This is a genomic window from Brevibacillus schisleri (assembly GCF_055685845.1).
Genome location: NZ_JBVNDM010000001.1, coordinates 2,848,538 through 2,860,977, shown reverse-complemented (window position 1 = coordinate 2,860,977; position 12,440 = coordinate 2,848,538). Strand labels below are relative to the sequence as shown.

Annotated in this window: 15 protein-coding genes; 2 read left to right on the top strand and 13 right to left on the bottom strand. The window is 47.3% G+C overall.

What is annotated here, in order from left to right; translation table 11 throughout:
• Window positions 1-125: 125 nt before the first annotated feature.
• On the top strand, window positions 126-1,508 hold the full coding sequence (locus tag ACUUHJ_RS14295) for a M14 family zinc carboxypeptidase (protein WP_472299138.1): 1,383 nt from the start codon (window positions 126-128) through the stop codon (window positions 1,506-1,508).
• 9 nt (window positions 1,509-1,517) lie between these two features.
• Here ACUUHJ_RS14295 and ACUUHJ_RS14290 read toward each other — a convergent pair whose 3' ends face one another.
• From ACUUHJ_RS14290 to ACUUHJ_RS14235, 12 genes are all read right to left on the bottom strand, one after another.
• Window positions 1,518-1,640 (bottom strand): hypothetical protein, encoded by a 123-nt coding sequence (locus ACUUHJ_RS14290; RefSeq protein ID WP_289677793.1) that lies wholly within the window; start codon window positions 1,638-1,640, stop codon window positions 1,518-1,520.
• 259 nt (window positions 1,641-1,899) lie between these two features.
• A complete protein-coding gene (locus ACUUHJ_RS14285; protein WP_472299137.1) occupies window positions 1,900-3,246 on the bottom strand; it encodes a sensor histidine kinase in 1,347 nt (448 codons plus the stop codon).
• A 7-nt stretch (window positions 3,247-3,253) separates the two neighbouring features.
• Window positions 3,254-3,943, bottom strand: a complete 690-nt coding sequence (locus ACUUHJ_RS14280; protein WP_472299136.1) for a response regulator transcription factor — start codon at window positions 3,941-3,943, stop codon at window positions 3,254-3,256.
• A gap of 11 nt (window positions 3,944-3,954) precedes the next feature.
• On the bottom strand, window positions 3,955-4,539 hold the full coding sequence (locus tag ACUUHJ_RS14275) for a TVP38/TMEM64 family protein (protein WP_289677791.1): 585 nt from the start codon (window positions 4,537-4,539) through the stop codon (window positions 3,955-3,957).
• A gap of 126 nt (window positions 4,540-4,665) precedes the next feature.
• The gene (locus tag ACUUHJ_RS14270) at window positions 4,666-5,160 is read right to left on the bottom strand and encodes a GyrI-like domain-containing protein (RefSeq protein ID WP_472299135.1); all 495 of its coding nucleotides are present in this window, start codon (window positions 5,158-5,160) and stop codon (window positions 4,666-4,668) included.
• A gap of 82 nt (window positions 5,161-5,242) precedes the next feature.
• Window positions 5,243-6,172: a helix-turn-helix transcriptional regulator gene (locus ACUUHJ_RS14265; protein WP_289677789.1), complete on the bottom strand. Its 930-nt coding sequence runs from the start codon at window positions 6,170-6,172 to the stop codon at window positions 5,243-5,245.
• Between the two features lie 381 nt (window positions 6,173-6,553).
• Entirely contained in the window at window positions 6,554-6,763 is a 210-nt protein-coding gene (locus ACUUHJ_RS14260) for a hypothetical protein (protein WP_015890910.1), read from the bottom strand.
• A 76-nt stretch (window positions 6,764-6,839) separates the two neighbouring features.
• On the bottom strand, window positions 6,840-7,673 hold the full coding sequence (eutC, locus tag ACUUHJ_RS14255; protein ID WP_026134035.1) for an ethanolamine ammonia-lyase subunit EutC: 834 nt from the start codon (window positions 7,671-7,673) through the stop codon (window positions 6,840-6,842).
• 20 nt (window positions 7,674-7,693) lie between these two features.
• On the bottom strand, window positions 7,694-9,055 hold the full coding sequence (locus tag ACUUHJ_RS14250; RefSeq protein WP_142496084.1) for an ethanolamine ammonia-lyase subunit EutB: 1,362 nt from the start codon (window positions 9,053-9,055) through the stop codon (window positions 7,694-7,696).
• Window positions 9,056-9,192: 137 nt separating this feature from the next.
• A complete protein-coding gene (locus tag ACUUHJ_RS14245; RefSeq protein WP_012686288.1) occupies window positions 9,193-9,567 on the bottom strand; it encodes a response regulator in 375 nt (124 codons plus the stop codon).
• Between the two features lie 200 nt (window positions 9,568-9,767).
• Window positions 9,768-10,151, bottom strand: coding sequence for a MaoC/PaaZ C-terminal domain-containing protein (locus tag ACUUHJ_RS14240; RefSeq protein WP_472299134.1), 384 nt, complete (start codon window positions 10,149-10,151; stop codon window positions 9,768-9,770).
• Window positions 10,152-10,165: 14 nt separating this feature from the next.
• Window positions 10,166-10,564, bottom strand: coding sequence for an FAS1-like dehydratase domain-containing protein (locus ACUUHJ_RS14235; RefSeq protein ID WP_289677787.1), 399 nt, complete (start codon window positions 10,562-10,564; stop codon window positions 10,166-10,168).
• Between the two features lie 162 nt (window positions 10,565-10,726).
• Between ACUUHJ_RS14235 and ACUUHJ_RS14230 the strand changes: the two genes are divergently transcribed.
• Window positions 10,727-11,782, top strand: a complete 1,056-nt coding sequence (locus tag ACUUHJ_RS14230; protein ID WP_472299133.1) for a bifunctional transcriptional activator/DNA repair enzyme AdaA — start codon at window positions 10,727-10,729, stop codon at window positions 11,780-11,782.
• Between the two features lie 85 nt (window positions 11,783-11,867).
• On the opposite strand, the gene ACUUHJ_RS14225 is transcribed toward ACUUHJ_RS14230, so the two are convergent.
• On the bottom strand, window positions 11,868-12,308 hold the full coding sequence (locus tag ACUUHJ_RS14225) for an Rrf2 family transcriptional regulator (protein ID WP_289677785.1): 441 nt from the start codon (window positions 12,306-12,308) through the stop codon (window positions 11,868-11,870).
• Window positions 12,309-12,440: the final 132 nt, after the last annotated feature.

Genomic DNA, 12,440 nt, shown 5'->3' with positions numbered 1-12,440 from the left:
GGAGTCTTTACGTCTACGTCAAGAACCTAATCGATACGTTACAGGAAGTATCTTTTTTAGAATGACTTGGAAGATTGCAATCGAGACAAGATTAAAATATTGCATCAGACGAGGGGGAATAATCGATGAATTTTCAACATGTGATTGATAAGGTGCCAGACTACAAGGTTTTTCTAACAGTAGATGAAATGGATGAAAGCACCAGAAAGCTGGCCGAAGAGTTTCCGGATGCTGTAACCGTATTTGAGGCGGGAAAGTCCCGCGATGGACACCCCATTCAATGTATCAAAATCGGTGACGGGCCCAAAAATGCGTTATGCTTTGCCTGCCCGCATCCTAACGAGCCGATTGGCGCGATGACGATGGAATATCTCTCCCGCGCATTAGCAGAGGACAAGGCTCTGCGCGACGAGCTGGGCTTCACGTGGTACATCATCAAATGTGCTGACCCTGATGGTACGCGACTAAATGAAAATTGGTTTAAAGGACCATACACTATTTTTAACTACATAAGAAATTACTATAGACCTGTCGGCTACGAGCAGGTGGAATGGACTTTTCCTTTTGAATATAAAGAATATCGCTTTGACAAACCATTGCCTGAAACGCAAGTGCTCATGAAAATCATAGACGAGACTAGACCTGAGTTTATGTATTCTCTACACAATGGGGGGTTATGCGGTTCTTATTGGTATATTTCGCACGATTTTCCAGATTTATACGAGGGATTTCACAATTCAGCAAGGAAGGAAGACGTGCCTTTAGATCTAGGAGAACCAGAGACGCCATTTGCGACAGAGTTTGCTCCGGCCATCTTCAGTTTAAACGGGCAAGACGAATACTATGATTATATGGAGAAACATACAGGAAAACCCCCGACACTTGATGTGGGGGCAGACAGCCACACATACGCCTCTTCGAAAGCGGATTGTGTAACATTAATCACCGAGCTGCCCTATTTTTTCGATCCACGAATAGAGGATCAGAGTGACTCAAATATCTCCCGCAGAGAGGCACTTCTGACCGAAGCAGATCAAAGTGAGGCTTTTTTTGAAATGCTGGAGGGACTTTTGGGTGGCATACGGTCCTATATTTCACAGGATAACCCGTTTTTCAAGTTGATGGACCCCTCTTCCCCGGCACGTAAAGAAAGGAACGAAGCACAGAGAAAATGGGCAATGAGCGATCCTGAATTTGAAAAGCCGGCAAAGGGTTCCCAAGTTTTCAGCAGTTTCGTCGTATCGAAGTTTTATCGAGGATTGAGCTTAGGACTAGCGGTCCGCACTTGCGAATTTGAGCTAGAGCGGCTAGCAAAAGAAGGCTCAAACGACCAAGAGGCAATTACAAAACTGAAAGCAGTGCTGCAAGAAGGGCTTCGCCAATTGCGACAGTATACGGATGAGCTGGAACGAGAACTAAACTATACAGTTATTCCTATTCAGAAATTGGTACGTATTCAGTTGGAATACGGTTTACTAGTCTCCAATCACATCAGCAAGAATCGGTAGTCTTGCTGATTAATTCGCCAGCACTTCTATAACGATAATCACCACAATAACAAACACTGGATTGTAATAAAAAGTCCCCAGCTTCCAAAACTTGTCGTTGTCGGTAACAACATGCCCGTCGGCCGTTTTCACTCCACTCCTGCAACCTCCTGCTCATTTTACAGGAGGTTGCTTCTATGAATGGAAATTAATTCTGATGCCCCGCCTTATAAAGTTCATATGGTTGCGGCGTAAATTGAGATAAGGTCCCGGAATTAAAAAGAGGCCGATCACAACAGCTAAAAAGCTCCCAGGGTAGTCCAATCAAACATGTGCTCTCCCTCTTTGTATCGAATAGTCAAATTCTCTGCCTATCATCAACGATGGGCAGCGAGAGCGATACCGTTTAGGCTTACGTTTCGCCTTTATAAGCTCGTGGCGGAAACAAAATCGTGATGGTCGTCCCCTTTCCAACACTGCTGTCCAACGAGATGATTCCCTTGTGTGCCTCCACGATCCCTTTCACAATCGTCAACCCCAATCCTGCTCCACCACGTTCCCTTGCTCGCGAGCGATCTCCCCGATAAAAACGCTCAAATACGTACGGGAGGTCCTTTTGGTCGATGCCCGTGCCGCTGTCCTTCACTTGCAACCGAACCATCGTACTCGGTTTATCCACTGTAACTACAATTTCTCCACCCTCTGGTGTATGCTTGCAGGCATTCGTCAACAAATTCGCCACGATTTGCGCCAGTCGCTGCCTGTCCCCTTTGATCCAGACAGCATGATCCCCTTTGAAGTGAAAATTCACTTGCGCTCGCGCAAACGTAGCACTCATCGACTCTGTGACTTCTTGGACAACCTCACGCAGCTCCACTTCTTCACTGCGCATTTGCAAGGAGCCCGACTCCACCTGGATCACCTGATCTAAATCGCGGACGAGACGGCTCAAACGCAGTACCTCAGACCTTGTGCTTTCGAGATTTTTGGGTGTTACTTCCCATATGCCGTCGATCATCCCCTCTACCTGCGTCAGCAAGGTGTTGAGCGGTGTTCGCAATTCATGGGCAATATCGGAGGTCAGTCGCTTGCGCAGCTCCTCCTGATGCTCAAGACTTTGGACCAGGTTGTTAAAAGCTGTGACCAATGACGTAACCTCATCCTTGCCACGAGGCTCCGGTACACGTATGGACAGATTGCCTCGTGCGACTCGTTGCGCTGCGGTGCTCACTTGTACGACTGGACGCACCATGGTCCGAGCGAGTGGGATGCTGATGATAATGACCAGGATGAGCAGCACAGCCATCGTCCACAACGTCGTGTTTTTATGGGCCCATTGGAAATGACTTTCCAAGGTCATATAGGCACTCCGATCATCGTGGCTAATCACTAGTTGCCCAATCATGATACCCTTACTAACAAGGGGAATCCTGTCTACACTGTAATTGCTCGTATGGACTGGCCGCTTACCCCACTCGTTTTTCACTTGTTGTTGTTGATCCAGAAGTGTGATATGCAATCCCAAGACCTCGGAAACCGCTTCCAGCTTATGATAGGCTTCCGCTCCCCAGCCTTGATTGTCCTGATACGCCTCGAGTGCGACACGTGAAATTTCTTGGTTATGCTGATTTCTTACCTCATCGGCATACATGGAAAAATGAACATCCATTTCCTTTACGGACAACAACGAGGAAAAAAGAACGGCGCATGCGCCGACAGTCATAATCACAAAGGCGAGCTTTACCCAAATATGCTTCATCGTGGCCTCACTTCTTTATGGGATCGTCAAAGCGATAGCCCAATCCATACACCGTCTTGATATACTCCGGTTGCTTTGGGTCTGCCTCTATCTTTTGGCGAAGATTTTTGATATGCGTATCAATAGTTCTATCGTATCCCTCGAAATCAAACCCCATGACCTCACGCACGAGCTCCTCCCTGCCCCACGTTCTTCCCGGATAACGGACAAGCGTTGTGAGCAAGCGGTATTCATTCGGCGTAACCTCCAAAGCCACTCCATTTTTCGTGACTCTCTTCTCATTCATCGATATGGTCAAATCGCCCACTTCAACAAAATCGGAGAGTGTAGAATAATCACCCGCACGACGCATGACGGCTCGAACACGCGCAACAAGTTCTCTCGGGCTAAAAGGCTTGATCAAATAATCATCAGCGCCAATCGTAAGCCCGCGAATCCGATCCGCCTCTCCACTTTTCGCCGTTAGCATCAAAATCGGAACACGCGACTCTTTGCGTATTTGGACGCAGACTTCTTCCCCGCTCAAATCAGGAAGCATCAGATCCAAAATGATACAGGTCAATGAAATCGTCGTGGCCATTTCCACTGCTTCCTTGCCTGTTTGGGCGGTCAGAACATGATAGCCTTCCTTTTGCAGATAGGAGGACAATATTTCTAAAATTTGCGGCTCATCATCGACTAGCAAAATGGTAGACATAAGAATCCTCCCTACTCTTCTTGTGTTTGAGCCCTTCCTTTTTTCCAGAAAAGGGAAAAGACGAGAGCGCCTGCTAGCAAGGCAACGAGCAAACGAAACTTGTTTTCACCAAAAGTAATCAGATCATGACCGACGAATGTTTCAAAAACCATCGACGGCACTTTTCCTAGCAAGGTCGCCACCAAAAATTGCCCGAAGGTAATATTCGTCATAGCCGCGCCTAAATTGATTACACCCGAAGGCATCAGCGGATTGATCCGGAGCAAAACGATGGCAAGGCATTTGCGAAAACTCGTCGTTCCATTGATGGTATGTACCCATTTAAATGATTTCAGCTTTTCGCTTCGATCTGCTTTTTTGATCGTGTAGCGGTAAAGAAAGAAGGCTATGCAAGCACCAACCACCTCACCCGTTAAGGAAATCAAGAACCCTCCGTACAAGCCAAATACGACCGCGTTCGCACCCGATAGAAAAATGGACGGCAATACACCCGCCACACTGATCACGATGTTCAATAAAATACTACCGACAATCCCCAGCATCCCCAAAGAGCGAATCCACTCTGCCAGAGCTTCTATATTGGTTATCCAATCCATTCGTCTGTATGACTCCCCTCTGCCACTCTCCCTCTAGAGTAAACGAAACTTGTGAAGAAATCATGGAAAAAAGCAAAACAGTCGTAGCCTGATCGACTACGACTGCTTTTATAGTTGAATGCCTCTTTATTCTTCAGCGATCGCGATGTACAAATCTACTTGCGCGTTGTTAGGATCTGCGCAGCGCACTCCGTCATATCGTTCGAAATCTCCGGTAAATGTCCGCTTGTTCCCCGGTTGATGGGACCACTCCCACACCTTCGCCCACGCTTCCATCACAACTTCTACCATCGGGCCGACACGAGTCGTAAATACAGCGTAAGTAGAAGCCGGCAGGGTCTTGACTGTGAGCTCAGCAGGAAGCTCACCGTTTTTTTCTACAACGGTTCCCACTAACAAGGAGTACTCGCCTGTCTCGTCACTGTCGTAATCGGAATATACCCCCAGAACTACACCCGGTTCTTTTTGAAGGGGAGTTTTAATGGGATGCTCTTCTTGATAATAGCGCTGCCACAGTCCCCCAATTTTCCCGTCCGGTCCGCCTTCCGCCTCATTGGTTGTCCGAATATGCAAGCCCGCTACACGCATTTCATCCAGTTTGACAATCGTTGGGTTCATCATTAACCACGCTCCTGTAAGAGTTTGTTTACATGACTTAGTATAACGACCATACCCTGACAACTATCTGTCAACGTTCCAATGTTTATTCATAAAGTTTCGTCATTCTTTTTACCGTATCCCCCATTCGCTGTCTTACATGGGAAGGCTCATGTACACACAAGGCATCGCCAAAGCTAAGCAGCATACCGTTTAACCATTCATCGTCTGTCATCTTCGTTCGTACCAGCAATGAGCCATCGCGCATGGTCTCTATCGTTTCTGGCGCAAACATATCCCGTACCCTTACATGTACACGCTGCGCAAATTCGAGGACAAGAGAAATACGCTCTGCCGTGTCCCATTCTTCGAGCCATTCCAGTTTATCTATTTGATTGGGGCGAGGGGAAAACTCCTCTGTCAGCACGGACATGTCTGCAATCCGCGACAAGCGAAACAGACGATCCTCCTGGCGTTGTAAACAATAGCCATAAATGTACCACACATAGCCTTTGATAATCAGTGTGACAGGCTCAATGGTGCGCTCTGTCGCATCGCCCTGTATTTTCGTATAAATGATCCGCACACGAAGTCTTTTCTCGATGGCTTCCCGCAGCTTGTTTACTTTTTCCGCGATCGCCGGTGTACTGCCCCACGGATTAAAGTCGTACACAACAGGATGTGCACTTCCTTGAAGAGAGGATGGTGCAGTGGTGAGCAACGCTTTTATTTTTTCCAGAAGCTGTCCGATTTGCTTGTCGTCTGTGGAGGAATGAACCCCTTTTAGCGCAGCAATAACCGCAACTAGCTCGTCCAAGGATAAGTATTGTCGATCGATCGTAAAATTCTCCATGATCTCGTATCCGCCGCTAGCCCCAGGGTACGCTACGATTGGAATTCCGGCTGCGTTGATGGTTTCCAAATCCCGATAGACCGTACGCAAGGATACTTCGAAGTGGTCGGATAGTTCACGGGCGCTCACACGGCGCTTATTCAACAGCATGATGACAATAGCGAGTAGCCGTTCTACCTTCATGATTGGCCCCCTTTTCTTTTGAGTCAACATAGTGGTGGAGAAGAAAAAGCACAGGTCTCTTCGACTCTGACACGCCAGCATGGGGGGATTCACTGGACGTCTCCGTTTCAAAAAGGGGACCGTCGAGCCAAAGCCACCCTACGGGCGGACGTTTCTCAGAGGAGAAGTGTTCGACAAGCGGGTCCCCTTTTTGAAGTTCCGACTGGGTAGGCGTTGTCAAGGTCTACGAGCCCTGTGCTTTTTCTTCTCACTAGCTTAGTTGGTTCATCGATAGCTTTAAAAAATTTGAAGTGAAGATCAATCCGTTTAAATGATCATACAAAAAAGGAATCTGCAGCCTAAAGTTGCTGCACATTCCTTTTTGCCTTGCTTCATTCGAAGCTATACGCCCATACGTCTGCGTTGATTGTTTGGTTTTTTGGTGAGCTGGCTTTTCATGGATTGATTTTGCGCCTTTTGATTCATTGGGTTATTAGCCTGTGCTTGCGCTTGTTTCTTTTCTGCCATTTTGCGCTTCATTGCCTCTTGCAGGCTGATTTTCCCAGGCTTTTGTTCGGTGGTATTTTTTTCGTTTTGGTTTGGCTCCGTCATGCGTAGCAACTCCTCATAGAAATTGGTTATCTTCTATGTATTCTAGTGCAAGACAGGAGGAAGCGCCAGTGGGAATCTACCCGTTAATCGCCCGAAGCTGTGATAATTTAACACCACTCGCCTGGTACTTCAAAATTTCCTCCAAAAGTTCTGCAAGGTAAGCACCCGCTTCAATCGGTAGCGTGCCACCCTTATGAATATTAGAAATAACCGTACGATCTGATTCTACCGTATTGGCATCCGGTTTGTAAATCATGTAAGCACTGAGACTTTCTGCCGTCGCAAGTCCCGGTCTTTCTCCGATTAAGGAAATGACGACCTTGCAATTGACGATGGATGCGACCTGATCCTGAATCCAAACGCGACCTTTGTTAATGAACACTGGCTTTCCTACACTGACGTTTCTCATGGAAAGACCTTGGATTAACGCAGGCAGCAAGTCAGGGATCGTCGCCTCACACGCTGAGGTGCTGAGTCCATCCGAGATGACAATTTGCACGTCTTTGTTTTTATCCCCATGCTGCTCCAGCCAACGCGCGGACTCATCCGATAGCATCCGTCCGGAGTCGAGGTTCATTAAATACTCCTCCATGCTCGTCGCTCTTGAATGGAGGACAGGCAGTTGCAGACTCTCGATCAGCTCTGGACTGATCGTTTTCATGACCGCATCGCGTGCTGCTGCCTGATCAATCCGAAATTGGAGGTAGCTTCCCGTCTTCATCCGGGTACCCGCCCGCCCGATTCCGATGCGAGCCGGCGTTCGTTTCATCGCCTGCTCCAATGCTTCTGGATTGTTTGGGTTCTTGACTCCGCATTGCTTTTGCTCAGGAAAATGAATCACTCCTTGGCCTTTTTTGGACAGCTCATCGATTACGCGCTGGACCAAGTCTTCCATATTGATCTGTTTCATCTTGCTTCCCTCCCCGCTCGTTAGTCAAAAATGGTTAAATCGCCTGCGCGCTCTGTCAAACGACCATTTTCCATAAGGCCCATTTTTTCCATCCATTTCTCAAATTCCCGGAGAGGTCGCAGTCCCAAGAGCTCGCGGTAGCTGGCGTCATCGTGGTAGCTCGTGTCTTGGTAACTGAGCATGACATCGTCCCCACCTGGTACGCCCATATAAAAATTCGCCCCTGCCAAGGTCGTCAGCATCCCTGCAATCTCCTGGTCATTCTGATCCGCATACATGTGGTTCGTATAAGTCGGAGCGATTCCCATCGGCAAACCATGCAGCTTGCCCATGAACAAATCCTCCAGATCGGCACGAATCATCTGCCTGCCATCATAAAGTGTTTCTGGTCCGATAAAGCCAGAGACGTTATTGACCATGAAAGGCTTCCAGTGACGGCAAAAACCGTACGTACGCGCTTCCAGCGTCTGCATATCGACGCCTTCATGAGAGTCCAGCGACACTTCGGAGCCTTGCCCTGTCTCAAAATACATGACGTTTGGTCCCGACGCTGTGCCTTTTCGGAGCATCAATTCCATTGCCTCATCCAAAATCTCTTTATTTACGCCAAACGCATCATTCGCACGTTGTGAACCTGCCAGACTTTGGAACATCAGGGAAATGGGCGCTCCGCCGCGAAGAGCCTGCATCTGTGTCGTGATGTGGGCCAGTACGCAGTTTTGCGTAGGGATTTCCCACTTTTGCATGAAATCATGTGTCATTTTCAAGAGCTTGGTAACGCTTTCAACGGAGTCGTTATTCGGGTTAATTCCAATGACAGCGTCGCCTGATCCATAGGACAAGCCTTCCTTCATCGAAGCCAAAATACCATCGGGATCATCGATTGGATGATTCGGCTGGCAGCGGAACGCCAGTCTTCCCGGCTCGCCAATTAGTGTATTGCAGTAGGCTTGATGCTTCATTTTTTGGGAAGCCATGACTAGGTCAATACTGGACATCAGCTTGGCCGTAGCGGAAATCATCTCGCTGGTCAACCCACGACTAATTCGTGTCAGCTCAGGCATTCCTGTGGAAAACGACAAGATGTACTCCCGTAGCTCCCCTACTGTCCAATTTTTAATCTCATCGTAAATAGAGAGATTGATATCATCATAAATGATCCGTGTCACTTCGTCCTTTTCGTACGGTATGACTGGATTTTCATATAGATCACGAAGTTGCATTTCACTTAATACGACTTTGGCCGCCATCCGCTCCAGTGCGGAATTAGCTGCTAGTTTACTCATGTGATCGCCAGACTTTTCTTCACTTGCTTTTGCCAATACATCCCGAACCGAAGTAAACTGGTAATGCTGTTTACGTACAACGCAAGCCAATTTCATCTCTAGCTTCACTCACTTTCTTTTCAGCTTTCCGTAAACTCTATTTCATGGAACGAAAAAAGCGCTTCGAAACAAAAGACGAAATGCTCGCCTTGGTCCAAGCGCCGTTGCTCTTCCTATCGATTCACTTTTTGCGTTCATTGTTTGCTTGTAAGCACGAACTCCACTGCCGGTAGTAGTTCTTCTTCCATGACGGGTTTGACCAGATAGGCACATATCCCTTTCGCTTTGGCTTGCATGACCATGTCCTTTTGACTGTAAGCAGTCAAGAGAAGGATAGCTGCGTCCGAATGCTCTCGGATAATCCCAGTCGCTGTCAAACCGTCCATAATTGGCATTTTCACATCCATAATAATGAGATGCGGGTTCCACATTTGCGTCAATCGAACGGCCTCTTTGCCGTTTTTTCCTTCAGCTACGACGTTATATCCCTGCTCTTGCAACATCTCGACCAGGTCCATACGCGTTATGGGGTCGTCGTCTATGATGATGACTCGATAATGCTGACGCAATACTCCACCTCCCGATCACCAGTGAACGGACGTGCCAACTGCTCATCATTTCCATACGCAACCGACGCCGTTGTCGGTTTATCGCATATTTCTGAATACGTTTATTATATCTATATTTTCTGGCTAATTCCAGCTTAAATCCAGCTTAAATCCAGCCCACGACCCTTACCTGCCTTTTTATTAGGTGGATGAACGTAGCCTTATACCTTTCTAACATCAAAGGTAGCACTGACTTTTATCTCGCCTGTTTCATTCACTGCTACCGCTTGACACTTCCACGTACCATCCGTTTCTCCTACAACTGAGCCTCTCACTGTAATCTTTTCGCCAGGACGTGTCATCGCCTTAAATCGGGCGGAAAAACGAAGCAATTGATCTGGTAGAAACCACATACCGATCGCCTGGCCAATAAACCCCATGAGCATCATGCCATGAGCGATGACACCGCCGAGTCCAACCTTATCCGCAAAAGGCACCACTGTATGGATCGGGTTAAAATCCCCTGAAGCTCCCGCATAACGAACCAATTGCGTGTGAGTAATCTCTTTTTTTTCAACGGGCGGTAATTCATATCCTACTTCCACGGTACATCCCCCTTTTAATGCCTCTCAATAATGTTTGAACGACTGATTAATACTAGATCCCCATGTTGGTTATAGTACATTTTTTTCAGTACATAAAAATTCATTCCTGCCTTCGTATACGCATTCTCCACTTCGCCTTCAGTGGTAATGACATCTCCTGGCTTGATTTTTCCTACATACTCGAAATCCTGTCCACCATGTAAAACTTTCTCCATGTTTAATTCCAGCAATTCACCAAGTGAATCCCCACCACTCCAAAAATCGATTACCGTGGCAAACGTTGGCGGAAGGCTATCGCCTGTTTCGTAGGCAGGGTTAGAATCGCCCAGCGCCAATGCAAATTCCTTGACCTTTCCTAGTTCGATGGTAAAAGTCGACGTCACTGTCTTTATACCGATTTTATTTTTGATCATATTTGCCCCCTAACGTGTAGTCAAACTATGTTTTGAAATTAGAATACAATATCCTCGTTACTTTATAGTGAAGGAACGAGCAAAAAATCAATGTACGATTTTCGGCTGCAGCTATTTTGGGTGAGCGATAAAATGAAAACATAACGATGGAGGGGGAACCGAATGATAACGGCCGAGATGAAGTCCGAGTATTATCAGGCGTTACTGGATAAAAATTCAGAATATGAAGGTGTCTTTTTTGTTGGAGTCAAAACAACTGGCGTATTTTGTCGCCCGACGTGTCCAGCAAGAAAACCTAAGTTTATAAATTGTGAGTTTTTTGATCATGCCAAACAAGCTCTTTTGGCCTCATTCCGGCCCTGCCAGCGCTGCCGTCCACTTTCACATCCCAATCATGTTTCAGAGCTCGTGCGTTTGCTAGTAAACGCTGTAGAGGAAAACCCCGAGCAGCGCTGGACCGAAAATGACTTTCAAAGATTATCCGTGGATTCTGCAACAGCTCGACGCCAATTCAAAAAGCGTTTTGGCATGACGTTCGTCGAATATGCAAGGGCGCGACGTATGGGGATTGCACTGAAAGAAATCAGAGAAGGAAAGGCCATCATCGATGCCCAGCTATCCACCGGCTACGAGTCTAGTAGTGGTTTTCGAGACGCATTTTCACGAATTATGGGGGCAGCACCTACTCTTCTTGGCGATCACCATGTCTTAAAGGCATCGTGGCTGGATACGCGACTCGGTCCCATGATAGCCATTGCGGATGAAGAAGCTCTCTATCTCCTTGAATTCATTGACCGCCGTGGCTTAGAACGAGAAGTTGAACGTCTTAGACAAAGAACGAAGTCAGCGATTATCCCTGGTTTTACAGCACCTATCCGTTCGATTGAACGTGAGTTAGAGGAGTATTTTGACGGAGGGCGAACACAATTTGCAACGCCTTTGTTTTTGTGCGGATCGCCTTTTCAAAGAATGGTCTGGGAGCATTTGCAAACGATTCCTCCGGGGCATACTTCATCCTATTCCGATGTTGCAGCAGCTATTGGGAAACCAAGCGCCTTTCGTGCAGTCGCGCAAGCAAATGGTACGAATCAGTTAGCGATTGTCATTCCTTGCCACCGGGTCATCAACTCCAATGGTGATTTGGGAGGTTACGGAGGAGGGCTTTCGCGCAAACGCTGGCTGCTTCATCATGAAAAAGAAACATCCAACTCCCTTTGACCCAAATTCGTGAAACATCTTGAAAATGGATGCGAGCACTCCTTCCTCGCAAAAATGCCCTCGCTTATGCAAGGGCATTTTGTTCTTACAGCGCTTTTTCGGTTATTTTTTGACGAAGGTTATCTACGAGCTCGGACATTTTCACTCCGCCCAAAATCTCCTCCATGGCATGCTGCGCACGGGTCAAAATCAACTCCAGCACAAACTGTATATTCGCTCCCACTGGACAATCGGGATTCGGTTGCTCATGGATGTGAAAAAGCTGCCCTTCTTCCACGACATCGACTGCACGGTAAATCTCCAGAAGCGTGATTTGATCCAATTCCTTGGCGAGAGAAGCGCCGCCAGCTCCAGCACGTACGTTCACGAGCCCAGCCTTCTTCAACAGCCCCAGTACACGTCGGATCACGACTGGATTTGTATTCACACTACCTGCGATCCATTCGGAAGTGCAATGCGAATTAGAATCAATGGAAAGCAGTGATAAAATGTGAACCGCAATGGAGAAACGGCTGCTGATTTTCATACGTTGTCACCCTTTCGTTGTAATGATTATAGTTACACCGAATACAAGAAGTCAAGTTAACCATACCGTCACATTTCGTCCCGTCAAACTTTTTTCATTCTACTATAATGACTGTGTCAAGTGTTCCCGTAA